Raw genomic sequence first — 23634 nt, 5'->3', positions numbered from 1 at the left:
AGCGGTTGCGGAGAAGATCGGGCAGGACTATAAAAGCTCAACTTAACTTGAGGTCAACAGGCATGGCAGCGGACAACACACGGATGCTGACGGTAGGGGAAGTGGCCAAGCGCAGCGGCGTGGCGGTGTCTGCGCTGCACTTTTACGAGACCAAGGGGCTGATCGCCAGCGTGCGTACTGCGGGTAACCAGCGCCGCTATCCTTCACTGGTTTTGCGCACGCTGGCCATCATCAAGGTGGCGCAGCGCACTGGAATTCCGCTTGAGGAGATCAAGCAGGCCTTCAGCCGCTATGCGCCCAACAGCAAGCTCACGGCAGCGCAATGGGGCGAGATGTCGACCGCCTGGCGCGAAGACCTGAACGCCCGCATTCGCACCCTGGAAGCGTTACGCGACAGCCTGGACAACTGCATTGGTTGCGGCTGCCTGTCGCTGGAGGATTGCCCGCTGCGCAACCCCGAGGATGTGCTGGGCAAGGAAGGCACCGGGGCGCGGATTCTGGAGAAGAAGGCCCGATAAGGCTGCACTGGCAGGTAGAGGACTGAATTCGCAAGCGGTCCGCGTACCCTGTGGGAGCGGCTTTAGCCGCGAAGAATCCAACGCGGTGCATGGCACCGGCTGCGCCGGTGTTCGCGGCTAAAGCCGCTCCCACAGGGTCCCTGCTAGTTCAATGAGCCGTGTGCAGTTCCATGAGATCGCGCCCCCATGGTTCAGTCGCCTTTACCTAGCACAAACCGGTCAAAATGCTCGATGTGCTCGTCCAGGTTGTCCTCGAGCATCATCCGGTACTGCTCGCAGAAATACTTCAACAGCTCCTCCCGCGCGGCAGCCAGCTCGGCACTGGTCTTGAAGCTGCGGGCGCTCATCCAGGCATTGAAGCGCGAGGCGCCGAAGGTCAGTGAGGCACTGACCTTGCCCAGGTCTTCGATTTTCTCGATCTGCTGGTTCGCCAGGTCGATATGCGCATCCGCGCGGTCATAAAAAGCCTGATCGGTAGCTTGTGTCATTGCGTTTACCTTGTTGCAGCATTCAAGTTGAGTACTAGCGAAAAATTGTACCCCGTGCACGTGAACCTGTATTGAGGCGCACAGTCTTAGCCGAGCCCTCAATTCGGCCTTGCCGCCGTCATTCACCCGAGCCATTCACCCCATGCGCCAAGCAGTCCGTCGCTCCCCCTTCGTCTCGCTCTGCCTCCTTCCTTTTTTCCAGCTGTTCGCCAACCCCGCCCATGCCAGTGGGGAAAGGCAGCTGGTGGCAGCCATCAACGACTATCGCGCCCAGCCACAGCGCTGCGAGCGGCGCATGATCCGAGGCTCGACGCCGCTGGTGCTGAAGCCGAAACTGGCGTTGCCGGTCGGCTACAGCGGGGAGTTGCGGCAGGGATTGAAAGCTGCGGGTTATCAGGCGGTGAAAGTGCGGGCGATCCGCTTGGTCGGCGCGCAAGATGCCGAGGAGGCCTTTGACATGCTCCGCAGCGACTACTGCGCAGCCCTGCTCGATAGCCAATATGCCGATATCGGCGTCAGTCGCTCACGCAACGAATGGCGGGTGCTGCTGGCTCGGCCCCTGCTCGACGCCCAGCTCGGCGATGGGCGATCGGCCAGCAACGCGTTGCTGGCACAGGTGAACGCTGCACGGGCGAAGCCGCGCCTGTGTGGTCGCAAGCGCTTTGCCGCTGCGCGCCCGCTGACCTGGAGCACTGCCCTGGGAATGGCGGCGCAGCGCCACAGCCGGGCGATGGCCAACGACAATTTCTTCGCGCACCGTGACCTCGACGGTGATCTACCCGCGGATCGTGCATGGGATGCCGGCTACCGTGGGCGGCAGATCGGCGAGAACATCGCCGCAGGCCAGGGCTCGCCGAGCAAGGCGATGGCAGGTTGGCTGGCCAGCCCCGGGCATTGCGCCAACCTGATGAACCCGATGTTTACCCAGGTAGGTGCGGCCTTTGCCGAGAACTCGCGTAGCGATAACGGCGTTTACTGGACGATGCTGTTCGGCGCACCTTGAAGGGCACGTGCCAGCCCTGTGATCAGGGCTGGCCTGCCGATCGTTGCCTGCACCACCTCTGACAACCCGCCATACCTCGCCCCCGCGCAGTCCGCATGACTGGCGCTGTCGATGACACATCGCTTGCATATGACACTTTGTGTCATTACTATCGCAGCTGTGTCCTGACGGTGTTCCTCGCCGATCAGCCAACCATCGCCCTTCCATGCAGGTACGCCCATGACGACCACCATGCAGACCCCCAAGGACCAACTGGTCAAACTCGCCCAGCAGCAGATGCTGACGGCGCTGGCCGACAACGCCTACACCCCTCGACAAAAACTCGCCCTCACCTGCCGCATCCTGTTCGACGGCGGCCACGACTCCGGCCTGGCCGGGCAGATCACCGCACGTGCCGAGCAGCCTGGCACCTACTACACGCAACAGCTCGGCCTGGGTTTCGACGAGATCGCCGCTTCCAACCTGCTGGTGGTCGACGAAGACCTCACCGTGCTGCAAGGCCGCGGCATGGCCAACCCGGCCAACCGCTTCCACAGCTGGCTGTATCGCGCACGCCCAGACGTCAACTGCATCATCCACACCCACCCGCTGCACAGCGCCGCCCTGTCGATGCTGGAAGTGCCGCTGGCGATCTCGCACATGGACCTTTGCCCGCTGTTCGACGACTGCGCGTTCCTCAAGGAATGGCCCGGCGTACCGGTAGGCAACGAAGAAGGTGAAATCATTTCCAGGGCGATCGGCGACAAGCGCGCGATCCTGCTTTCCCACCACGGCCTGCTGATCGCCGGTCGCTCGATCGAAGAGGCCTGCGTGCTCGCCCTGCTGTTCGAGCGCGCAGCAAAGATGCAGCTGCTGGCCATGGGTGCCGGTGACATCCGCCCCATCCCGGATGCCCTGGGCAAGGAAGCCCACGACTGGATCTCCACCCCCAAACGTCATGGTGCCGCGTTCAGCTACTACGCGCGCCGTGCCTTGCGTGCCCATGGCGACTGCCTGGGCTGACTGAAGCTGTACGCTTTCCCCAACAACGGCAGAGGTGCCTGGTTATGTCTACACCTGTAATTCGCGGCGTTATCGGTTACACCATCACTCCCTTCATGGCAGACGGCACGCTCGACCTGGATGCCCTGGGCATGTCCATCGACCGCCTGATCGCCGACGGCGTACACGCCATCGCACCGCTGGGCAGTACCGGCGAAGGCGCCTACCTGTCCGACAGCGAATGGGAAACGGTGGTGCGCTTCAGCCTGACACGCATTGCCGGCCGCGTGCCCAGCGTGGTCAGCGTCTCCGACCTGACCACCGCGCGCACCGTGCAGCGTGCCCGCCTGGCACAGGCCTGCGGCGCCACGGCGGTGATGGTCTTGCCCATCTCTTACTGGAAGCTCACCGAAGCCGAAGTGGTCACCCACTACAAGACAGTGGGCGCGGCCATCGACATTCCGATCATGCTCTACAACAACCCGGGCACCAGCGGCACCGACCTGTCGGTGGAGCTGATCCTGCGCATCCTCGGCGAAGTGCCCAATGTGACCATGGTCAAGGAAAGTACCGGCGACATCCAGCGCATGCACCGCCTGTTCAAGGCCACCGATGGCCAGGTGGCTTTCTACAACGGTTGCAACCCGCTCACCCTGGAAGCCCTGGTGGCCGGTGCCACCGGCTGGTGCACCGCCGCGCCCAACCTGATCCCGACGCTGAACCTGGCGCTGTGGGATGCGGTCCAGCAAGGCGACCTGGCTGAAGCCCGCGCGCTGTTCTACCGCCAGTACGAACTGTTGGAGTACATCACCCGGCGCGGCCTGCCCACCACCATCAAGGCCGGTTTGCAGATGCTCGGCCAGGATGTCGGCGCTCCACGCCTGCCCCTGCAACCGCTGGATGCGCAAGGCAGCGACTACCTGAAGGGCCTGCTGGACGCCGTTCTCGGCAATTGACGCAGGGCCTGTGGGAGCGGGTTGACCCGCGAACACCGGCGCCGCCGGTGCCATGCAAACCCCCTCCCACAGGCGGCTCAAGCGACTGGATTGGCATGCATCACCCGCCCCCCTGCCCCCGGCCGATTGACGAACAACACATCCAGCACACTGTTACGCAGCCCCTTCAACGCGTTCCAGTTCGCCGACGCATGCACATATCTGTCGCGCAACAAACCCAGCTCATCCTCGGTCAATCCAGGCTCTTCGCATTCACCCAAAGCAAATTCGTGCAACTTGCGGCTGATGCCCAGCAACTCCTCCGGCAACCGATGCTCAGCCTGCCCGCCCAAAGGCGCAAACGGCACACCCGCCCGCACCGCCAACTCGCGCATGATGCTCAGGTAAACCCGGGAAAGCTGCCCCGCTACTTCCCGCTCGCGATACACCGCCGCATAAACCTGCTTTTGCGCCTCGCTCGGCAGGCCACCGGGAATCGGCTCCTCCCAGACCAGCACCTGCGGCCTGGGCGCCCCCAGTTCGCCGAATGCCGACACCAGCAAGGCACTGACGCCGGCATGCACGCGAGTCTTCTCGGCGCGCATACCCTGCGGCACCCGTTGTGACTGCGGTTTGCACAGTAGCACCTGCTCCTGCGTGGTATCTGGGTAACCACCGCCAATGTTCGAATGCACGCCAGGCAAAATGATGTCATGGCCACTGCGCACCAGTGGGAAGTTGTGCCGCTGCTCGTCCCCCGCCACCAGTTGCACCATTTGCCGGGCAATGCCCGCGCCCAGGCCCAGGCGCAAGCCACCATGGCGGTCGTCGGCGGGATCGAAGTCACCCTGCAGCGGCGCAATGATCGCCGCCACTGTGTCGAACAGGCCGATGAAATTGATCACGATGCCGCAGGGCACAGCCAAGCGTTCGCCGCCGCCATCGTGCAAGAGGTTGGCCAGATGCCGCACCGCCGCCGCGCCCCGGCTGAAACCGAACAGGTCGAACTCGACCCGCTCGAGCCTTGCCTGTGGGTGCGCCTCACACCAGTCCCGCAGCTGCTCGGCAATCCCCGCCAGGGCCTCCTCGACCCGCGCCTCGGCCCCCCTGCTTCCACACCCGGTGGCCGAGGCATAGGCATGGTCCGCCTCCCCCGCCAGGGTGCCCACGCCCTCGATATAGCGCTTCAGAAACGCCATGGTCCCATCAGCATTGGCCCCCTGCGCCGGGTACAGCGCATGCAACAGGGCCACATTGCTCAAGGCATTGGCATAACTGGCCCCCTTGCCCGCCGGTGCGTCCACCGCCATCACATTGTGATGGTTGTTACCGGTGCCATCGAAGAACACGCCAAAGCGCAGGGTGACTGGCGTGGTGCGTGCAGTGCTACAGCTGTTCAGGTCCATCTTCGTGCCTCCTGCTTGTGCAAAAAGCACAAGCAGGCGCCAGCACACCGCTGCGGGCTATCAGCCAATGGCCAGCCACATGCAGGACAATTCCGGACCTGCATGGCCCCCGGCAAGGATAAATTTCCCTGCCGCCATTGGTCGCCACCCCCCCGGATGGATTAAAGTATCACCCCTTGCCAGGGCAGCTGCTTCCAGCCGCCTGCGGCCCCATACCAGGAACCGTCACCGATGGAACACCGTGAAGCGCTGATCGCGCTGCGCACCTTTCTTTCTTCCCAGATCCTCGGCCAGGAGAAACTGGTCGAGCGGCTGTTGATCGTGCTCCTGGCCGACGGCCACATGCTGGTCGAAGGCGCGCCGGGCCTGGCCAAGACCAAGGCCATCAAAGAGCTCGCCGAAGGCATCGAGGCGCAGTTCCATCGCATCCAGTTCACCCCCGACCTGCTCCCGGCCGACATCACCGGTACCGAAATCTACCGCCCGGAAACCGGCAGCTTCGTGTTCCAGCAGGGGCCGATCTTCCACAACCTGGTGCTGGCCGACGAAATCAACCGCGCCCCGGCCAAGGTGCAGTCCGCCCTGCTCGAAGCCATGGCCGAACGCCAGGTCAGCGTGGGCCGCAGTACCTACGACCTGTCGCCGCTGTTCCTGGTAATGGCAACGCAGAACCCGATCGAGCAGGAAGGCACCTACCCGCTGCCCGAAGCCCAGCTCGACCGCTTCCTGATGCACGTGAAAATCGGCTTCCCCGATGCTGCGGTAGAGCGGCGCATCCTGCTGCAGGCCCGTGGCGAAGCCCTGGGCGGCGAGACCAAGCCCGAGCGCCGGGTCAGCCAGCAGGCGATCTTCGCCGCCCGCAAGGAAATCCTCGGCCTGTACATGGCCGACGCGGTGGAGGAATACCTGGTGCAACTGGTGATGGCCACCCGCACCCCGGCCAAGTTCGATAGCGAACTGGCCGACTGGATCGCCTACGGCGCCAGCCCGCGTGGGTCCATTTCGCTGGACCGCTGTGCGCGTGCGCACGCCTGGCTGGCCGGGCGCGATTTCGTCAGCCCCGAAGACATCCAGGCGGTGCTGTTCGACGTGCTGCGCCACCGCATAATCCTCTCGTTCGAGGCCGAGGCGGCGGGGATCGACCAGGACCGCGTGGTCCAGCGCATCCTCGACGTCGTCGCCGTTGCCTGAGCCCATGCCCACCGCGTCGCTGGCCGAACCCGGCATCCGCATCGGCCTTGCCGAGCTGATCGACATGCGCCACCGCGTGCGCGAAATCCAGCTGTTTTCCCGGCCCGGCCAGCGCAGCCCGCTGGTGGGCCTGCACCACTCCAAATTACGCGGGCGCGGCGTGGACTTCGACCAGGTGCGCGTGTACCAGGCCGGCGACGATGTACGCAACATCGACTGGCGAGTCACCGCGCGTACCCAGGAGCCGCACACCAAGCTGTTCCATGAAGAGCGCGAACGCCCCATCTTCATCCTCGTCGAGCAGAGCCAACGGCTGTTCTTCGGCTCGGGGCTGATGTTCAAGTCGGTGCTGGCCGCCCAGGCCGCAGCGCTGTTCGGCTGGGCCGCACTGGGCCACAACGACCGCATCGGTGGGTTGGTGTTCGGCGACAACGAGCACCACGAAATCAAGCCCCGGCGCAGCAAGCAGAGCCTGCTGCAACTGCTCAACCGCCTGGCCAAGGTCAACCAGGCGCTGCACACCGAGGCCAGCCCCGGCGCCGACAGCCTCGGCCTGGCCCTGCGCCGCGCCCGCGAAGTGCTGCGCCCCGGCAGCCTGGCCATCGTGATCTGCGATGAGCGCTCGCTCACCGCCCAGGTGGAGCAGCACCTGGCCATGCTCTCGCGCCATTGCGACCTGCTGCTGATGCCGGTGTCCGACCCGCTCGACCACGCCCTGCCCGCCGCCGGCCTGCTGCGCTTCGCCCAGCGCAGCGCGCAGCTGGAGCTCGACACCCTGGACGCCAACCTGCGCCAGGCCTACCGCCAGCAGGCCGAAGCGCGCATCGAGCGCTGGGAACTGATGGCGCAAAAGCTGCGTGTGCTGCTGATGCCCCTGAGTACCCAAAGCGAAATGATCGAGCAACTGCGCGAATACCTGAACGCCCAGCGGCCGCGGAGCGCGTCATGAAGAGCAGCGGCCAATGAACCCGCTTGACCAACTGCAGCCGCTGATCGCCCCCGCGCCGATCGGCCTGTGGCCACCGGCACCAGGCTGGTGGCTGCTGCTGGCCGTGCTGCCGCTGCTGGCCTGGGGCCTGTGGCGGGTGCGCCGCTGGCGCCCGGGCAAACGCCGCATCGTGCGTGCCGAGCAACCCTTGGACCCGGTACGCGTGGAAGCGCTGGCCGAACTGGCGCGCCTGCCGCGCCCCTACGACGGCGCCCCGGCCGGGGCCTGGCTGCAACAGATCAACGCCCTGCTCAAGCGCCTGTGCCGCAGCCACTACCCGGGCGCCAACAGCCATACCCTCAACGGCCGCCAGTGGCTGGCGTTTCTCGACAACCGCTGCCCGGCCGCCGGCCTGACCCGCTGGATGGTGCTGGTCGAAGGCGCCTACAAACCCGAGTGCAAGCTCGACGACAAGGCCATCGCCGGGCTCAGCCAGGCCGTCGAAACCTGGATTCGCAAGCATGTTTGAACTGGCCTGGCCGTGGGTGTTCATCCTGTTGCCGCTGCCGTGGCTGGCGCGCCTGGTGCTGCCGGCCGCCGACAGCGGCGAACCGGTGCTCAAGGTGGGCTTCCTCGACGAACTGGAAGGCCTGGCCGGGCGCCGCGCGCGGCTCAACCTGCCGACCTGGCGCCAGCAGGCGCCCTTTGTCGTCATCTGGCTGTTGCTGCTGTGCGCCGCCGCCCGCCCGCAATGGCTGGGCGAGCCGGTGCCGGTAGCTGCCAGCGGCCGCGACCTGCTGGTGGCGGTGGATGTGTCCGGGTCGATGGACTTCCCCGACATGCAATGGCAGAACGAAGAGATCAGCCGCCTTGACCTGGTCAAGGCGCTGCTCGGCGACTTCCTGCAGGACCGCGAGGGCGACCGCGTGGGCCTGATCCTGTTCGGCAGCCAGGCCTACCTGCAGGCTCCGCTCACCTTCGACCGGCGCACCGTGCGCACCTTCCTCGACGAGGCGCAGATCGGCATCGCCGGCAAGAACACCGCCATCGGCGACGCCATTGGCCTGGCGGTCAAGCGGCTGCGCCAACGCCCGGCACAAAGCCGAGTGCTGGTGCTGATCACCGACGGCGCCAACAACGGTGGGCAGATCCACCCGCTGACCGCCGCCCGCCTGGCCGCCCAGGAAGGCGTGCGCATCTATACCATCGGCATCGGCGCCAACCCCGAAGCCAGTGGCACCCCAGGCCTGCTCGGCCTGAACCCGAGCCTGGACCTGGACGAAGCTTCGCTCAAGGAAGTTGCCGACATCACCCACGGCAGCTACTTCCGCGCCCATGACGGCGCCGAACTGGACGCCATTGGCGACACCCTCGACCAACTCGAACCGGTGGCCCAGCAACCGACCCAGGCACGCACCGCCAAGGCGCTGTATGCCTGGCCCCTGGCCCTGGCCCTGTTGCTGAGCGTGCTGCTGGTGCTGGCCGTGCAATGGCCCGACAACCTGCTGCACCGCCTGCTGCGCAAGCCGCGCTTCCTGCAACCGCACCCGGAATGGCGCCAGCGCCTGAAGCGCCTGCGCCTGAGGAGGCGGCGATGATCCAACTGTGGCCCGAATGGTTGCGCCCGCTCTGGCTGCTGGCCGTGCCCCTGCTCGGTTGGCTGCTGTACAAACTGTGGCATCGGCGCAAGCGCGCCGGGCGCTGGCAGATGATTCTGCCCCCGGCGTTCCATGGCGTGCTGCTCGGCGGTGGCAGCGGCAGCACCAGCAAGCTGCCGTGGGTAGCGCTGGGCCTGGCCTGGACGCTGGTGATCCTGGCCCTGCTCGGGCCCAGCTGGCAGCGCGTTGAGGAAAGCCGCCAGCGCCCGGCCGACCCGCTGGTGATCCTGCTGGAACTGACCCCGCAGATGCTCGCCGAAGACAGCCCGCCCAACCGCCTGGAGCAGGCACGGCGGAAAATCCTCGACCTGCTGGAGCACCGCCGCGACAGCCAGACCGCGCTGGTGGTCTATGCTGGCTCCGCACACACCCTGGTGCCGCTGTCCGACGACCTGGCCACCAGCCGCAACCTGCTCGAGGCGATCGACCCGTCGATCATGCCCAAGCCCGGCCAGCGCGCCGACCTGGCCGTGCAAAAAGGCCTGGCCCTGCTGGCCCAGAGCGGCCTGGGCCAGGGCCGCCTGCTGCTGGTCGGCTCGTCGCTCAGCGCCCCGGAGCGCCAAGGTATCGCCCAGGCCCTCGGCCGCCAGGGCCCGAGCTTGCTGATGCTGGGCATCGGCAGCCGCGAAGGCACACCCGTGCGCCAGGCCAACGGCGAATACCTCAAGGACGACCAGGGCGGCATCCTGTTGCCGCGCCTGGACAGCACCAGCCTCAAGGGCTTCATCAGCAGCACCGGCGGGCGCTACCGGCATGCCCGCATCGACGACCTCGACCTGCGCGGCCTGGGCCTGTTCGACAACCCGCGCGCCGGGCGCAATGACGGCCAGACCCTGCAACTGGACAGCTGGGCCGACCAGGGTTACTGGCTACTGCTGCCGCTGTTGCTGCTGGCCGCCTGTGCCGGCCGGCGCGGCTGGCTGTTCTGCCTGCCGCTGCTGCTGGCCCTGCCCCAACCCAGTCATGCCTTCGAGTTCAACGACCTGTGGCTGCGCCCCGACCAGCAGGGCCAGCGCTTGCTGGAGCAAAACCGCCCGGCCAGCGCCGCGCGGCAGTTCCAGGATCCGCAATGGCGCGGCATGGCCCTGTACCAGGCGGGCGACTTTGCCGGTGCCGCCGAAGCCTTTTCCCAAGGCGACACCGCCGCCGCCCACTACAATCGAGGCAATGCCCTGGCCCGCAGCGGTGAACTGGAAGCGGCCCTGGACGCTTACGAACAAGCCCTGGAACGCCAGCCCGACCTGCAAGTGGCGCTGGACAACCAGGCACTGGTGCAGCAACTGCTGCAACAGCGCGAGGCCAAGGCCGAGGAACAACCGGCCAGCAGCGATGCCCAAGGCACGCCCGGCAGCGAAACCGAAGGCAACAGCAGCTCGGCCAGCAGCCCGGCCCAGGGCACGCCCGGCGACGACGAGCAAGCCAGCGCCGAACAGCCCGGCGAAGGAAACAGCAACAGCCAGGCAGCGCCCGGCAACCAGGCGGGCGCGGATGACAGCGTCATCCAGCCGCCGCAGCGCCCGATATCGACCAGCCTCGATGCCGAACAGCGCCAGGCCCTGGAACAATGGCTGCGGGAGATCCCCGACAACCCGGCGGAGCTGCTGCGGCGCAAGTTCTGGTATGAACAGCAATTGCAACAGGAAACCCCACGATGAGTCGCTTCGGCGTCTTTCTCCTCAGTCTGCTGTGGGCCGTGCTGGCCCAGGCCGAACCGCTGCTGCGCGCCAGCGTCGACCGTACCCGCCTGGAAGCCGGCGAAAGCCTGGAGCTGACCCTGGAAAGCCAGGACGTCACCCAGTTCGGCAAGCCCGACCTGCGCGCGCTGGAGGGTGACTTCGAAGTGCGCGGCACGCGCCAGCTGAACAGCCTGCACAGCCTCGACGGCGAAACCCGCGCCAGCACCCGCTGGATCATCACCCTGCTGCCGCGGCGCAGCGGCAGCCTGCGCATCCCCGAGCTGCAACTGGGCCAGTCGCACAGCCAGGCCATCGAACTGCAAGTGCTGCAGGCCGATGCCAGCCGCCAGGACAGTGCCTCGCAGGTGTTCATCGAAGCCACGCTCGACAGCAGCGAGGTCTACGTCCAGGCCCAGGCCGTGCTCACCCTGCGCATCTACCATTCGGTGGCACTGTACGACGACAGCAGCCTCAGCCCGCTGCAACTGGAAAACGCCAAAGTCGAGCCGCTGGGTGAATCGCGCACCTATGAAAAGGAAATCAACGGCGTGCGCCACGGCGTGATCGAAACCCGCTATGCCGTGTATGCCCAGCAAAGCGGCACCCTCGACATCCCGCCGCTGACCTTCACCGCCACCGCTGCCGCCAGCCCGGACGAAGCCCCGCAAGCCAACGGCACGGCCCGGGCCGGCCGCCAGGTGCAGGTCAGCTCACTGCCATTGCGCCTGGCCGTACGGCCGATTCCGGCGGCCTGGCCTGCTGGCGTGCCGTGGCTGCCGGCCCGCAGCCTGACCCTTGAAGAGCACTGGAACCCCGACCCTGGCAACCAGCAGGTGCAGATTGGCGACTCGCTGACCCGCAACATCACCCTGCGTGCCGAAGGCTTGTCCAGCACCCAGCTGCCGCCACTGCCGGCCACCGAAATCACCGGCCTGCGCCGCTATCCCGACCAGCCGTTGTTGCGTAACGAAATCAGCGACCGAGGCATGATCGCCAACCGCGAAGAGCGCGAAGCCCTGGTGCCGACCCACAGCGGCGCGCTGGCCCTGCCGACGCTGGAAGTGGCCTGGTGGAACACCCGCGAAGACCACCTGGAGCACAGCAGCCTGCCGGCGCGCACGCTGAACGTGCAGGACAACCCGGCGCTGAGTGCCGACACCCCGGCCGGTGACAACAGCAGTGCCAGCAGCTTGCTGTGGCCCTGGCAGCTGGCCACCCTGATGTTCGCCCTCACCACCGTGCTGGGCTTTGTCCTGTGGTGGCGCGCCCGTTCGCAGCCAGCGGTGCTGCGCGCTGCGCAGGCCGGGCCGAGCCCGCGTACCTTGCTGGATGATCTCAAGCGCGCGTGCCAGGCCAACGACCCGCAGGCCACCCGCCAGGCGCTGGACGCCTGGGCCCGACAGCAGCCGGAGACCCTGGCCGAGATGGCGGCGCGGTTCGTGCCGTTGTCGGATGCACTGGATGGGTTGAACGGGGCGCTGTACAGCGAGAGTGGGCAGTATTGGCAGGGTGAGGATTTGTGGCGGGCGATCGGGACAATACCGCCAGCTGAGCAAGTGTTGTTGCCGGCTGGGGAGAACGGCAGCTTGCCGCCGCTCTATCCCAAGTAATCGGCTGCCTGTGTGGGCCTCTTCGCGGGCATGCCCGCTCCCACAGGAACACCACTGCTTTCAAGGGCGGTGAGATACCTGTGGGAGCGGGCGCGCCCGCGAACACCGGCGCAGCCGGTGCCAGCCACCCCGCCAGACCGGCGATATCACCTGGCATTGAGGTAAAGTCGACCGGCCTAATCGCCGGCAAGCCAGCTCCCACAGGTTCTGCACTGTTCTAGAGCTTCTTGCAGTCCCTGTGGGAGCTGGCTTGCCGGCGATTGGGCCGCACAGCGGCCCCATGCTTGGGTTACCATACCGCCCTTTCCCCGCTTGCTCGACTCGACACCAACAGGTCATCCATGCGTCTGTTTCACACCTCCGACTGGCACTTGGGCCAAAGCCTGCACGGCCAGGAACGCGACTTCGAACACGCCTGCTTCCTCGACTGGCTGCTCGGCCAGCTGCGCCTGCGCCAGCCGGACGCGCTGCTGATCGCCGGCGATATCTTCGACACGGTCAACCCGCCGGTCAAAGCCCAGGAACGTCTCTACGACTTCATCGTCCAGGCCCACGAACAACAGCCGAAGCTGGACATCGTGATGATCGCCGGCAACCACGACTCCGGCTCGCGCATCGAGCTGCCCGCGGCGCTGATGCGTCGCCTGCGCACCCATGCCCTGGGCCGTGTGCACTGGCTGGACGAGGGCCAGCTGGATGCCGAGCGCCTGCTGATTCCGCTGACCAACGGCCGGGGCAAGGTCGCCGCCTGGTGCCTGGCCCTGCCCTTCCTGCGCCCGGCCGAAGTGACCGGCCCGCAACTGGGCGACGACTACCTGCAAGGCATCACCCAGGTGCACCAGCAGCTGATCGCCGCCGCGCAAAAGAAGCGCAAGAAGGACCAGGCGCTGATCGCCATCAGCCACGCGCACATGGCCGGTGGCGCAGTGTCGGAGGACTCCGAGCGCAGCCTGATCATCGGCAACGCCGAGGCGCTACCGGCCAAGCTGTTCGACAAGGCCATCAGCTACGTCGCCCTGGGCCACCTGCACAAGCCGCAGAAGGTCAACCGCGAAGAACGCATCCGCTACAGCGGCTCGCCGATCCCGCTGTCGTTCGCCGAAATCAACTACCCGCACCAGGTGCTGGAAGTGGAGCTGGACGGCACCGGCCTGGTCAGCGTCGAACCGCGCCCGGTACCGCGCGCCGTGGCCCTGCAAAGGGTCGGCCCGGCACCACTGGGCGAACTGCTGGAACAGTTGGCCGACCTGCCAGTGATCGACCTGCTCGAAGACCCCAACCGCCAGCCCTGGCTGGAGGTGCGGGTGATACTGGACGAGCCGCAACCCGACCTGCGCCAGCAGATCGAAACCGCACTGGAAGGCAAGGCCGTGCGCTTGATCCGCATCAGCGCCGAATACGCCGGCCGCAACAACACCGAAGACGATGACCTGGCCTTTGTCGAACTGGCCCAGATGACCCCGCAAGACCTGTTCAGCCGCGCCTGGGAGCAGGCCTATGGCAACCCCGCCGACGAACAGGCGCTGGCCGACTTCGCCCTGCTGCTGCAGGACGTGCAGCTAGAAGAGGAACAGCCATGAAGATTCTCGCCATCCGCCTGAAGAACCTGGCATCCCTGGCCGGCCCGGTCGATATCGATTTCACCGCCGAACCGCTGGCGAGCGCCGGCCTTTTCGCCATCACCGGGCCTACGGGGGCGGGTAAAAGTACCCTGCTCGACGCCCTGTGCCTGGCGTTGTTCGGCACCGTGCCACGGCTGAACGACATTGGCCGCGAGGCCAAGGTGCCGGATGCCGACGGTGAAATCCCTACCTCCGACCCACGCAACCTGCTGCGCCGCGGCACCGGCAGCGGCTTTGCCGAAGTCGACTTCGTCGGTATCGATGGCCGCCGCTACCGCGCCCGCTGGGAAGCCAACCGCGCCCGCGACAAGGCCAACGGCAAGCTGCAGCACAGCCGCCAGAGTTTCTACGACCTGGACAGCGAGCAGGTACTGGGCAGCGGCAAGAACGAATACAAGCAACTGGTCGAAGCCCGCCTGGGCCTGAACTTCGAACAGTTCACCCGCGCGGTGATGCTGGCCCAGAGCGAATTTGGCGCCTTCCTCAAGGCCGACGACAAAGAGCGCAGCGAGCTGCTGGAAAAGCTCACCAACACCGCCATCTACACCCGCCTGGGGCAGCGCGCCTTCAGCAAGGCGCGCGAAGCCGGCGAGGCTCACAATGCCCTGAAGGACCGTGCCAGCCATCTGCTGCCGATGGCCGCCGAAGCCCGCGCCGAGCTCGACCAGCGCCTGGAGCAGGCGCAACTGCAGTTCAAGGCCGACCAGGCCGGCGAGCGCCAGCTGGAACAGCAACGCAACTGGCTGAACGAGCAGCGCCAGCTGCAGGCCCAGCACGCCGAAGCCGGCATCGCACTGCAGGCTGCCGAACAGGACTGGCAACAACTGGCTGACCAGCGCCTGGACCTCGTGCGCCTGGAGCGCCTGGCCCCGCAGCGCCACCAGTTCCACCGCCAGCAGACACTGGCCGCACAACTGGCGCCGGTGGCAGCGAAGATCGCCGAGCAACAGCAGCAGCAAGCCGAACTGCAAGTGCGCACCGGCGAGCTCGAACAGGCGCTGGACGCTGCGCGCCGGGCGCTCGCCGATAGCCAGACGCAACACAGCGAGAACGCCCCTCGCCTGCGCCAGGCCTTTGCCGCCCAGGACAACCTGGCCCGCCTGGAGCAGGAGCTGGCAACACAGCGCAGCGCCAGCGAGCAGGCCGAGCTGCAGGTCGCCGAAGGCCAGCAGCACTTGCAGCAACTGGAAGACAACCAGCAGCGCAGCCTGCAGCAACTGGCGCAGTTCGACACCGCGCTCGCCGACAGCCAGCACCTTGCGGGCCTGGCCAATGCCTGGCACGCCTACCTGCCACAACTGAAGCAAGTGATGCTGATCGGTGGCCGCCTGGCCAAGGGCCGTGAAGAGCTGCCCGGCCTGCAGGCCCAGGCCAGCCAGGCCAATGCGCACTTGCAGGCCGAGCGCGATGCCTTCGAGCTGCTGTTCCGCGAAGCCAAGGCCGAACCCCAGGCCCTGGCAGAACAGATCGACCTGCTGGGTGGCATGCTGCAGGACAACCGCAAGCAGCAACGCGCCGTGGAAGAACTGTCACGCCTGCATGGCCGTGAACTGGAACTGCGCCAGCAGTTGGAGACCGTGCGCGTGCGTCAGCAGCAGGCCATGCAGCAGCGCCAGCAACTGATTGGCGAAGGCACCGCCGCCAAGGCCGATCTGGAAGCCGCCGAGCAAGCGCTCAACCTCACCCGCCAGTTGCTGGAGCGCCAGCGCCTGGCGCGTAACACCAGCGTCGAAGAATTGCGCGGCCAATTACGCGACGGTGAGCCCTGCCCGGTATGCGGCAGCGCCGAGCACCCGTTCCACCAGCCTGAAGCGCTGCTGCAGAGCCTGGGTCGCCATGACCAGGCCGAGGAAGACGCCGCGCAGAAGCAGGTCGAAACCCTCAACGGCAAGCTGGTGGAACTGCGCACCCAGCTGGGAGTGGTCAACGCCCAGCTCAAGGATTACCAGCAGCAACAGCAGCAACTGGGCGAACAGTTGCAACCGCTGGTGGCCCAGGTGCAGGCACACAGCCTGTGGCCGGCCTTGGCGCCGCAGGATGACAAGGCCCGCAGTGCCTGGCTCGACAACCAGCTGCAGCGCCTGGAAGAAGAAATCAGCAAGGACGAGAAACGCCAGAGCGCCCTGCTCGCCCTGCAAAAGGATGCAGCCCGTCTCAACCAGCAACTGCAGGCCGCCCAACAGGCCCAGCAGCAGGCCCAGCGCCACCTGGAGCAACAGCACCAGGCCCTGGCCAGCGACGAGCAGCAGTTGCAGCAAGGCCTTGACGACCTGGCCGGCGTGTTGCCCGAAGAGGCCCTCAAGGCCTTGAACGACGACCCGGCCAATGCCTTCCTCGCCCTGGACCAGCAGATCGCCCAGCGTCTGCAGCAACTGGAGCAACGCAAGGACGAACAGGAAGAACAGCAAGCCCGCCAGGCCCAGCTGGACAAGCTGCGCGACCAGCAGCAGGCACGCGTGCAGACCCAACAGCAGCTGCAGCAGAAACTTGCCACCCTCGACGAGCAGCGCCAACAGGCCCAGGCCTCGCTCGGCGATCTGCTTGGCGAGCACGCCAGCGCCGAGGCCTGGCAACAGCACATGGACGCCGCGCTGGAGCAGGCCCGCGCCCTAGACGCCGACACCGCCCAGCGCCTGCAAGACCTGCGCACCCAGGGCGTGCAGCTGGCCAGCGAACTCAAGGCCAACACCCAGCAGCAGCAAACGCTGGACGCCGAGTGCCAGCAGCTGCAGGGCCAGATCGCCCAGTGGCGCGGTGAACACCCGGAATTGGACGACGCCGGCCTGGATCGCCTGCTGGCCATGGAAGACGCGCAGGTCAATGAACTGCGCCAGCGTCTGCAAGGCGCCGAAAAGGCCATCGAACAAGGCCGTGTGCTGTTGCAGGAACGCGAACAACGCCTGCAGCAACATGCCGCGCAAATGACCGTGGACACCTCGGCCGATGCCTTGGAACAGGCCCTTGCCGAACTGCGCGAGCGCCTGGCCGGGCATGAGCAGCAATGCGCCGAACTGCGTGCACAGCAGGCCGATGACCAACGTCGCCAACAGGCGCACCAGGCGCTGGCAGCGGAAATCGAACAGGCCCATCAGCAGTGGCAACGCTGGGCTCGCCTGAACGCCCTGATCGGTTCGGCCTCGGGTGATGTGTTCCGCAAGATCGCCCAGGGCTACAACCTCGACCTGCTGTTGCACCACGCCAACACCCAACTGCGCCAGCTGGCCCGCCGCTACCGCCTCAAGCGCGGCGGCAGCGCCCTCGGCCTGCTGGTGCTGGACACCGAGATGGGTGACGAACTGCGTTCGGTGCACTCGCTGTCTGGCGGGGAAACCTTCTTGGTGTCGCTGGCTCTGGCCTTGGGCCTGGCCTCGATGGCCTCCAGCACGCTGCGCATCGAATCGCTGTTCATCGACGAAGGCTTCGGCAGCCTCGACCCCGAGTCGCTGCAGCTGGCCATGGATGCCCTCGACGGCTTGCAGGCCCAGGGCCGCAAGGTGGCGGTGATTTCCCACGTGCAGGAAATGCACGAACGCATCCCGGTGCAGATCCAGGTGCGCCGCCAAGGCAATGGCCTGAGTGATGTGGAGGTGTGCGGGTGATCCTCTTCTCGTTCCGCCGCTGCCCCTGGGCCATGCGCGCGCGCCTGGCCCTGCGCTATGCGGGGTGCGAGGTGGAGATTCGCGAGGTGGCGATGAAAAACAAGCCGGCAGAACTGCTGGCCTTGTCACCCAAGGGCACGGTGCCGGTACTGGATACCGGTGCCGGGGTGCTCGAAGAAAGCCTGGACATCATGCGCTGGGCGCTGGCGCAAAACGACCCGCAGGACTGGCAGCTAAAGGCCGACCCTGTGGCAGCGCAGCATGCTGAAACACTGATTGCGCGCAACGACAGCACGTTCAAGGCGCAGGTGAACCTGTACAAGTATGCCGAGCGCTACCCCGAGCATACCCGCGAGCATTACCGCCAGCAGGCCGAAGCGTGGCTGGCAGAGCTCGAAGGCTTGCTGGCAGGCAGGCCCTACTTGCTGGCCACGCACCCGAGCATTGCCGATGCCGCGTTGCTGCCCCTGATGCGCCAGTTTGCCGGGGTCGAACCGCAGTGGTTCGCCGAGGCGGCTTATCCGCGGGTGCGGAGCTGGCTGGAGGGGTGGTTGGCTTCGGAGTTGTTCAGGTCAGTCATGGCCAGGTAGCTTTGCGCGATCCCTTGTAGGAGCGGCCTTGTGTCGCGATAGGGGCGCGCAGCGGCCCCAGGTTTTTGCGTCACAGCAGAAATTGCCGGGGCCGCTCTGCGGCCCTTTCGCGACACAAGGCCGCTCCTACAGGGGACCGAGTCAGGTTCAGTGGTGGTGCTTACCACTCAGGGCCGCATGAAAATTGGCGCTCTGGCGCAGGTACTGTTCGGTGTAGCTATGCGTTGCGGACGCCTTGCCGCTGCTGTCGGCATGGGCATGCGTCGGCAATACGACCGAAGCGGAAATGGCGGATGCGGCAATGACCGGGAAGAGATTGAAGTTCATCTGGGCTGACCTCGACGGCGGTGGTTTGACGTTGGCCCTTCTGGGCCTTGGGTCAAACTTACGCCGCCGAAGCCGCAGGCAAAAATTCATTGCGGCAGTATCGATTATCACGCCGATCGATATCACTCGATGAACTTCAGGTCCGACGGTGCATCCTGCTTCAGCGTCTGCACCGTCTCCAACAGCTTGCCGCTGCGCGGATCGCGGCGTATCACCACGATCTGGTTGCTCTTCTGGTTGGCCACCAGCAAGAAGTTGTCACTCGGGTCGAGGGCGAACTCGCGGGGATGATCCCCCTCCACCGAACGGCGCTGCAGGAATGCCAGTTGGCCGTCCTGCTTGCCCACGCTGAACGCCACGATCTCATTAGCCGTACCACGGTTGCTCACATACAGGAAGCGACCGTCTGCCGACAGGTGCAAGCCACCTGCCGCTTTCGCCGCAGCCTCCTTGCTCTCGGTCAGGGGCAGGCGCTGGCGTTCGACCAGGTTGCCCTCCTGCACATCGAACATCACCACTTCGGCACTCATTTCCAGGGTCAGGTAGGCATGCCGGCCCCTGGCGTCGAACAACAGATGGCGCGGCCCGCTGCCCGGCGGCAGGTCCACCGACGCGGGTATCGCCGGCGTCAGTGGGTGGTCTGCGCTGGCACCGTCGTAACGGTAGATGAACACCTTGTCGGCACCCAGGTCGCTGGCATACAGGTGTCGGCCGTCCGGTGACAGCACCAGCGAATGCACATGGGCGCCGGCCTGGCGCTCGGGGTTGACCCCGCTCGCCTTGTGCCGGGCCTGTTGCACTACCGGCTTGAGCTTGCCGTCCTTGGCCACCGGGACCACCACCAGGCTGCCGCCGGGGTCGGGCTTGACCGCGTAGTTGGCCACGAACAGATAACGCTGGTCCTGGCTGAGGCTGGCGTGGGTCGGCTCGTCACCTTGGCTGGCCACCTGATTGAGGAGCTTGATCTCGCCTTTTGCACTGACGCTGAAACTGCTGGCATGGCCGTTCGGGGTTTCGTTGACCGCGAACAGCTGGCGTTGATCGGCCGACAATACCAGCCACGAAGGGCTGACACTCTTCACCACCTGCTGGGTGGCAGGGTCGATATGGCCGGTCTTTTCGTCGAACTGATAGCGGTAGATGCCCTGGCTGGCGCCATCGGTGTAACTGCCCACCAGCAAGGTGGCGGCGTGGGTGTGGATGGTCAGGCTCATCAGGCTAGCGGTCAGCAGGCTCGTCCAGGTCCGGTTCATCTTGGTCATCATCCGGGGCGCGAAAGGCACTCATACAGACTAGCCGATGCGCGCCGTTGGCATCGTCGAGCTGCCATTCATCACCGCTGGCGATAGCGGCGGTGATTTGCTCGGGGGTGAACGACCAGCGGCGGAGCTGGCGGCCGTCCATGCATTCGATGGTGAGGCCGGACTCATCGGAGGTGAAGTCGAAGGCGTGCAGGCCGTCGATCAGGAGCATGTCGCAGGACTGCAGGGCGGTGGCGAGGGGGGACATGGGGGTACCAATCTGAAATGAGTTGGCATTATAGCCCTGGGGCTGCTTTGCAGCCCATTCGCAGCACAAGGCTGCTCCTACAGAAGATTCGCAGTCCCCTTGTGGGAGCAGCCTTGTGCTGCGAATGGGCCGCAAAGCGGCCCCCTGCAATTCAATGGGCGAAAATCGACCCACCCTCCTTGCCCACCATCTTCTCTGGCTTGATCAGGAACCTTGCAAGCGCCGGCAGCAGCCACAGCGCGCCAAACATGTTCCACAGCAGCATGAAGGTCAGCATCAACCCCATGTCCGCCTGGAACTTGATCGCCGAGAAGATCCAGGTGCACACGCCGATGGCCAGGCACAACCCGGTGAACAGCACAGCCTTGCCGGTCGAGCGCAGGGTCTCGTAATAAGCCTCCTGCAACGGCAACCCGGCGCGCAAGAAGCTTTCCAGCCGGCTGTAGATGTAGATGCCATAGTCCACGCCAATGCCCACACCCAGCGCCACCACCGGCAAGGTCGCCACCTTGACGCCGATGCCCATGTAGGCCATCAGCGCGTTACCCAGCACCGAGGTCAGCACCAGCGGCAGGACGATGCACAGGGTGGCGGCAAACGAGCGGAAGGTAATCAGGCACATCACCGCCACGCAGATGTACACCAGAATCAGGATGGTCAGCTCGGCCGACTTGATCACCTCGTTGGTCGCTGCCTCGATCCCGGCGTTGCCCGCCGCCAGCAGGAACTGCAGGCCTTCCTTGTTGTGGCTGTCGGCAAACGCCTTGGCCACGGCAGTGACCCGCTCCAGGGTTTCGGCCTTGTGGTCGTTGAGGAACACCAGTACCGGCGCCAGCGAGCAATCACCGTTGTACAGGCCATCGGCGCGGGCGATGGAGTTGTTGAGGATGTCCGGGTTGCGCGACAGGGTTTCCCATTTCAGGCTGCCCTCGTTCATGCCCTTGATCACCTGCTTGGACACGGTCACGAGGGAAATTGCCGACTGCACGCCAGGGGTGTTCTGCATGGTCCACATCAGCTCATCGATCGGCGCCATGGTCGAGTGGATCGAGCAGCTTTCCGGCGGGGTCTTGACCATGATCACCAGCACGTCGGAACTGGTCGAATAGTTGCTGATGATGAAGTTGTTGTCCTGGTTGTAGCGCGAGTCGGGGCGCAGTTCCGGCGCCCCCTGGTCGAGGTCGCCGATCTTCAGGTTCTGGCTGTACCACAGGCCACCGGCGAAGGCGACCAGCGCCAGAGCCACCGACACCGGCGCCACCTTGGCACTGGCAAAGTTCGACAGCAGGCGCCAGAACGGGTGCTCGCGGGTGGCGTCCTGCTTGCTGCGCTCGACGGCCTTCTTGCTGATGCCGACATAGGAGATGGCTACCGGCAGCAGGATGAGGTTGGTGAACACGATCACCGCCACACCGATGGAAGCACCGATGGCCAGCTCACGGATCACACCGATGTCGATGATCAGCAGGGTGATGAAGCCCACGGCGTCGGCAAGAATGGCGATCATCCCCGGCAGGAACAGCTGCCTGAAGGTGCGCCGGGCGGCGGTCAGTGCGTTGTCGGCGCCACTCGACTGCAGGGCGATGCCGTTGATCTTCTGCACACCGTGGGAAATGCCGATGGCGAAGATCAGGAACGGCACCAGCATCGAGTACGGGTCCAGGCCAAAGCCCACCGCATGCATCAGGCCCAGTTGCCAGACCACCGCCACCAGGGTGGTGATGAGCACGGCGATGGTGCTGCGGATGCACCAGGTGAACCAGTACAACAGCACCCAGGTGATGGCCAGGGCGACACCGAAGAACATCGCCACCATCACCAGGCCGTCGATCAGGTCACCGACCTTCTTGGCGAAGCCGACGATGTGCACCTTCACGTTGGGGTTCTGCGCCTGGAACTTGTCCCGAATCTTTTCTTCCAGCTGGTGCGAGAACTGCTGGTAGTCCAGCTTCACCTGCTTGCCCGGGTCCTGCGGGTCGGGGTAGCTCTCCAGCAGCGGCACGTCGACGATGCTGGACTTGAAGTTGTTGCCCACCAGGCGCCCTACCTGGCCCGACTTGAGCACGTTGTCGCGCAAGGTATCGAGGCTGTCCTGCGAGCCGTTGTAGGTGTTGGGGATCACCTCGCCACCGGAAAAACCTTCTTCGGTGACCTCGCTCCAGCGCACGCTGGGGCTCCACAGCGACTTCAGCCCGGCACGGTCGACGCCAGGAATGTAGAACACTTCGTCATGGATCTGCCGCAGGGTCTCCATGTAGTCCTTGTCGAAGATGTCGCCATTGACCGCCTCCACCGAGATGCGCACGGTGTTGCCGAGGTTGGCCAGGTCGTTGCGGTGCTCCATCATCTGCTCGATGAACGGGTGCTGCAGCGGGATCATCTTCTCGAAGCTGGTGGACGGGCGGATCTGCGTGGCCTGCCAGAACAGGAAGATACTGACCAGTACGCACAGGGCGATGACCACGGGGCGATTGTTGAAGATCAGGCGTTCGAGCAGCGTGGCCTTGTCCTGGTGATGCGGGTGCATGGTGATGCTCTCCCTGCTGGTCATGGACGCACCTCCTGGTCAGCACCCTGCGGGTCAGCCAGGTGCACGCCACCCTGCCCTACCAGCAGCAGGCCGCCATCGGCCCGGCCACTGACGCCGGCCAGGGCGATACGGTCGGCGCGGTTGTAGACACTGAAGGTCTGGCCATCATCGGTACTGCGCAGCACGCTGCCGCCATTGCCGACCAGCACCAGGCTACCGTCCTCGACAAGCGTAGCGCCTGCCAGGCCGAATTCGAGGGTGCCACGTGCGGCCTTGAGCTCGATCGGTTGCCAGCTGTCACCGAAATCGGCGGAACGGAACAGGTTGCCGCGCAGGCCGTAGGCCAGCAGGGTGTGCGGCCGGGCAGTGCCGATCACGCCGAACAGCGAGCCCTCGTAAGGGCCTTCGACCTTGGTCCAGCTCTGGCCGTTGTCGGCGGAGCGGAACATGCCACCCTGCTCGCCGACGATGAACAGGCCAGCATCGCGCACCTGGGCGATACCGTTCAGGTGCAGCTGGTCGGGGTTGTCCAGGCGCTCCGCCACGTCCTGCCAGTGCTGGCCGCCGTCGGTGGTTTCCAGCAAGGCGCCGTAGGCACCCACGGCAAAGCCGTGCCGGGCGTCGAGGAAGGCGACATCGAGCAAGGGTGCTTCGCGGGACAGGTCTTCGAACTGCTTGCTCCAGGTGGCACCACCATCGCTGCTGACAAGGACCAGCGCATCGTGGCCGACGGCCCAGCCGCGCTTGTCGTCGAGGAAGAACACTGCGGTCAGCAGTTGCCGGGTGGGCACCCGGGCCTGGGTCCAGGTGCTGCCTTGGTCGTCGGAGAACAGGATATGACCGCGATCGCCCACCACCACCAGACGCTTGCCGGCGTGGGTGGCGTCGATCAGCAGGCTTTGGCTGGCCTTGGCCGATTCGGTGGAGTATTCGTCGGCGGCAGCGGCTTGCACGCTGTCAGCCCACACGCCAAGCCCCAGCGCCAGTACCGCGCCAGCTGCCAATGGCCAGGCAAAGCGCCTGTTCTGTTCCCTCATGACTGTCCCCTTTGTGTTTTTTATTT

At 65.7% G+C, this 23634-nt stretch carries 20 protein-coding genes; 13 read left to right on the top strand and 7 right to left on the bottom strand.

Going from position 1 to position 23634, the window contains the following annotated elements:
• The first annotated feature begins 62 nt into the window (after positions 1–62).
• On the top strand, positions 63–518 hold the full coding sequence (soxR, locus tag JV551A3_RS11270) for a redox-sensitive transcriptional activator SoxR (RefSeq protein ID WP_016500816.1): 456 nt from the start codon (positions 63–65) through the stop codon (positions 516–518).
• 191 nt (positions 519–709) lie between these two features.
• Here the strand turns inward: soxR and JV551A3_RS11265 are convergent, their stop codons facing one another.
• On the bottom strand, positions 710–1006 hold the full coding sequence (locus tag JV551A3_RS11265) for a DUF3144 domain-containing protein (RefSeq protein WP_112252086.1): 297 nt from the start codon (positions 1004–1006) through the stop codon (positions 710–712).
• Positions 1007–1148: 142 nt separating this feature from the next.
• On the opposite strand from JV551A3_RS11265, the gene JV551A3_RS11260 reads away from it, so the two are divergent.
• The 3 genes from JV551A3_RS11260 (at position 1149) to JV551A3_RS11250 (ending at position 3946) form a co-directional block, all read left to right on the top strand.
• Positions 1149–2009: a CAP domain-containing protein gene (locus tag JV551A3_RS11260; protein WP_133970834.1), complete on the top strand. Its 861-nt coding sequence runs from the start codon at positions 1149–1151 to the stop codon at positions 2007–2009.
• A 219-nt stretch (positions 2010–2228) separates the two neighbouring features.
• Complete coding sequence (locus tag JV551A3_RS11255) at positions 2229–3011, top strand: aldolase (protein WP_133970833.1); 783 nt, start codon at positions 2229–2231, stop codon at positions 3009–3011.
• A 44-nt stretch (positions 3012–3055) separates the two neighbouring features.
• Entirely contained in the window at positions 3056–3946 is an 891-nt protein-coding gene (locus tag JV551A3_RS11250) for a dihydrodipicolinate synthase family protein (RefSeq protein WP_133978681.1), read from the top strand.
• Between the two features lie 77 nt (positions 3947–4023).
• Here the strand turns inward: JV551A3_RS11250 and JV551A3_RS11245 are convergent, their stop codons facing one another.
• Positions 4024–5331 (bottom strand): DUF2235 domain-containing protein, encoded by a 1308-nt coding sequence (locus JV551A3_RS11245; RefSeq protein WP_133970831.1) that lies wholly within the window; start codon positions 5329–5331, stop codon positions 4024–4026.
• A gap of 231 nt (positions 5332–5562) precedes the next feature.
• Between JV551A3_RS11245 and JV551A3_RS11240 the strand changes: the two genes are divergently transcribed.
• The 9 genes from JV551A3_RS11240 (at position 5563) to JV551A3_RS11195 (ending at position 18205) form a co-directional block, all read left to right on the top strand.
• Positions 5563–6522 carry an AAA family ATPase gene (locus JV551A3_RS11240; protein ID WP_112252082.1) on the top strand — a complete coding sequence of 320 codons (960 nt, stop codon included), beginning with the start codon at positions 5563–5565 and terminating at the stop codon, positions 6520–6522.
• 4 nt (positions 6523–6526) lie between these two features.
• Positions 6527–7471 (top strand): DUF58 domain-containing protein, encoded by a 945-nt coding sequence (locus JV551A3_RS11235; RefSeq protein ID WP_025338269.1) that lies wholly within the window; start codon positions 6527–6529, stop codon positions 7469–7471.
• A gap of 13 nt (positions 7472–7484) precedes the next feature.
• Complete coding sequence (locus tag JV551A3_RS11230; RefSeq protein WP_085625249.1) at positions 7485–7979, top strand: DUF4381 domain-containing protein; 495 nt, start codon at positions 7485–7487, stop codon at positions 7977–7979.
• On the top strand, positions 7972–9048 hold the full coding sequence (locus JV551A3_RS11225) for a vWA domain-containing protein (RefSeq protein ID WP_133970830.1): 1077 nt from the start codon (positions 7972–7974) through the stop codon (positions 9046–9048). The genes JV551A3_RS11230 and JV551A3_RS11225 overlap by 8 nt, the downstream gene beginning before the upstream one ends.
• Entirely contained in the window at positions 9045–10763 is a 1719-nt protein-coding gene (locus JV551A3_RS11220; protein ID WP_133970829.1) for a vWA domain-containing protein, read from the top strand. The genes JV551A3_RS11225 and JV551A3_RS11220 overlap by 4 nt, the downstream gene beginning before the upstream one ends.
• Positions 10760–12394 (top strand): BatD family protein, encoded by a 1635-nt coding sequence (locus JV551A3_RS11215; RefSeq protein ID WP_133970828.1) that lies wholly within the window; start codon positions 10760–10762, stop codon positions 12392–12394. The genes JV551A3_RS11220 and JV551A3_RS11215 overlap by 4 nt, the downstream gene beginning before the upstream one ends.
• A 341-nt stretch (positions 12395–12735) precedes the next feature.
• Positions 12736–13974, top strand: a complete 1239-nt coding sequence (locus JV551A3_RS11205; RefSeq protein WP_133970827.1) for an exonuclease SbcCD subunit D C-terminal domain-containing protein — start codon at positions 12736–12738, stop codon at positions 13972–13974.
• Entirely contained in the window at positions 13971–17615 is a 3645-nt protein-coding gene (locus tag JV551A3_RS11200) for an AAA family ATPase (protein WP_133970826.1), read from the top strand. The genes JV551A3_RS11205 and JV551A3_RS11200 overlap by 4 nt, the downstream gene beginning before the upstream one ends.
• The gene (locus JV551A3_RS11195) at positions 17612–18205 is read left to right on the top strand and encodes a glutathione S-transferase (RefSeq protein ID WP_133970825.1); all 594 of its coding nucleotides are present in this window, start codon (positions 17612–17614) and stop codon (positions 18203–18205) included. Before JV551A3_RS11200 ends, JV551A3_RS11195 begins: the two co-directional genes overlap by 4 nt.
• 147 nt (positions 18206–18352) lie before the next feature.
• On the opposite strand, the gene JV551A3_RS11190 is transcribed toward JV551A3_RS11195, so the two are convergent.
• The 5 genes from JV551A3_RS11190 to JV551A3_RS11170 all read right to left on the bottom strand — a co-directional run bounded on the left by JV551A3_RS11190 (position 18353) and on the right by JV551A3_RS11170 (position 23608).
• A complete protein-coding gene (locus JV551A3_RS11190) occupies positions 18353–18532 on the bottom strand; it encodes a hypothetical protein (RefSeq protein WP_063913828.1) in 180 nt (59 codons plus the stop codon).
• 122 nt (positions 18533–18654) lie between these two features.
• Positions 18655–19785 (bottom strand): lactonase family protein, encoded by a 1131-nt coding sequence (locus JV551A3_RS11185; RefSeq protein ID WP_235874563.1) that lies wholly within the window; start codon positions 19783–19785, stop codon positions 18655–18657.
• Entirely contained in the window at positions 19751–20041 is a 291-nt protein-coding gene (locus tag JV551A3_RS11180; protein ID WP_133970823.1) for a DUF5629 family protein, read from the bottom strand. Before JV551A3_RS11180 ends, JV551A3_RS11185 begins: the two co-directional genes overlap by 35 nt.
• A 151-nt stretch (positions 20042–20192) precedes the next feature.
• Positions 20193–22568, bottom strand: coding sequence for an efflux RND transporter permease subunit (locus tag JV551A3_RS11175; protein WP_112252168.1), 2376 nt, complete (start codon positions 22566–22568; stop codon positions 20193–20195).
• A 20-nt stretch (positions 22569–22588) separates the two neighbouring features.
• A complete protein-coding gene (locus JV551A3_RS11170; RefSeq protein WP_133970822.1) occupies positions 22589–23608 on the bottom strand; it encodes a WD40/YVTN/BNR-like repeat-containing protein in 1020 nt (339 codons plus the stop codon).
• Positions 23609–23634: the final 26 nt, after the last annotated feature.

It is taken from the genome of Pseudomonas inefficax (assembly GCF_900277125.1).
In the GTDB taxonomy this organism is placed as follows: Bacteria; Pseudomonadota; Gammaproteobacteria; order Pseudomonadales; family Pseudomonadaceae; genus Aquipseudomonas; species Aquipseudomonas inefficax.
The sequence above is the reverse complement of the archived record's forward strand: the minus strand, read 5'-3'. Positions and strand labels throughout refer to the sequence as shown.

Bases quoted from the DNA above. Each gene is read 5' to 3' on its own strand.
- JV551A3_RS11185 (WP_235874563.1), bottom strand. From the start codon at position 19,785: ATGAACCGGACCTGGACGAGCCTGCTGACCGCTAGCCTGATGAGCCTG.
- JV551A3_RS11200 (WP_133970826.1), top strand. From the start codon at position 13,971: ATGAAGATTCTCGCCATCCGCCTGAAGAACCTGGCATCCCTGGCCGGC.
- JV551A3_RS11245 (WP_133970831.1), bottom strand. From the start codon at position 5,331: ATGGACCTGAACAGCTGTAGCACTGCACGCACCACGCCAGTCACCCTG.
- JV551A3_RS11225 (WP_133970830.1), top strand. From the start codon at position 7,972: ATGTTTGAACTGGCCTGGCCGTGGGTGTTCATCCTGTTGCCGCTGCCG.
- JV551A3_RS11220 (WP_133970829.1), top strand. From the start codon at position 9,045: ATGATCCAACTGTGGCCCGAATGGTTGCGCCCGCTCTGGCTGCTGGCC.
- JV551A3_RS11260 (WP_133970834.1), top strand. From the start codon at position 1,149: ATGCGCCAAGCAGTCCGTCGCTCCCCCTTCGTCTCGCTCTGCCTCCTT.
- JV551A3_RS11180 (WP_133970823.1), bottom strand. From the start codon at position 20,041: ATGTCCCCCCTCGCCACCGCCCTGCAGTCCTGCGACATGCTCCTGATC.
- JV551A3_RS11235 (WP_025338269.1), top strand. From the start codon at position 6,527: ATGCCCACCGCGTCGCTGGCCGAACCCGGCATCCGCATCGGCCTTGCC.
- JV551A3_RS11215 (WP_133970828.1), top strand. From the start codon at position 10,760: ATGAGTCGCTTCGGCGTCTTTCTCCTCAGTCTGCTGTGGGCCGTGCTG.
- JV551A3_RS11205 (WP_133970827.1), top strand. From the start codon at position 12,736: ATGCGTCTGTTTCACACCTCCGACTGGCACTTGGGCCAAAGCCTGCAC.
- JV551A3_RS11190 (WP_063913828.1), bottom strand. From the start codon at position 18,532: ATGAACTTCAATCTCTTCCCGGTCATTGCCGCATCCGCCATTTCCGCT.
- JV551A3_RS11265 (WP_112252086.1), bottom strand. From the start codon at position 1,006: ATGACACAAGCTACCGATCAGGCTTTTTATGACCGCGCGGATGCGCAT.
- JV551A3_RS11240 (WP_112252082.1), top strand. From the start codon at position 5,563: ATGGAACACCGTGAAGCGCTGATCGCGCTGCGCACCTTTCTTTCTTCC.
- JV551A3_RS11230 (WP_085625249.1), top strand. From the start codon at position 7,485: ATGAACCCGCTTGACCAACTGCAGCCGCTGATCGCCCCCGCGCCGATC.
- JV551A3_RS11250 (WP_133978681.1), top strand. From the start codon at position 3,056: ATGTCTACACCTGTAATTCGCGGCGTTATCGGTTACACCATCACTCCC.
- JV551A3_RS11170 (WP_133970822.1), bottom strand. From the start codon at position 23,608: ATGAGGGAACAGAACAGGCGCTTTGCCTGGCCATTGGCAGCTGGCGCG.
- JV551A3_RS11255 (WP_133970833.1), top strand. From the start codon at position 2,229: ATGACGACCACCATGCAGACCCCCAAGGACCAACTGGTCAAACTCGCC.
- soxR (WP_016500816.1), top strand. From the start codon at position 63: ATGGCAGCGGACAACACACGGATGCTGACGGTAGGGGAAGTGGCCAAG.
- JV551A3_RS11175 (WP_112252168.1), bottom strand. From the start codon at position 22,568: ATGCACCCGCATCACCAGGACAAGGCCACGCTGCTCGAACGCCTGATC.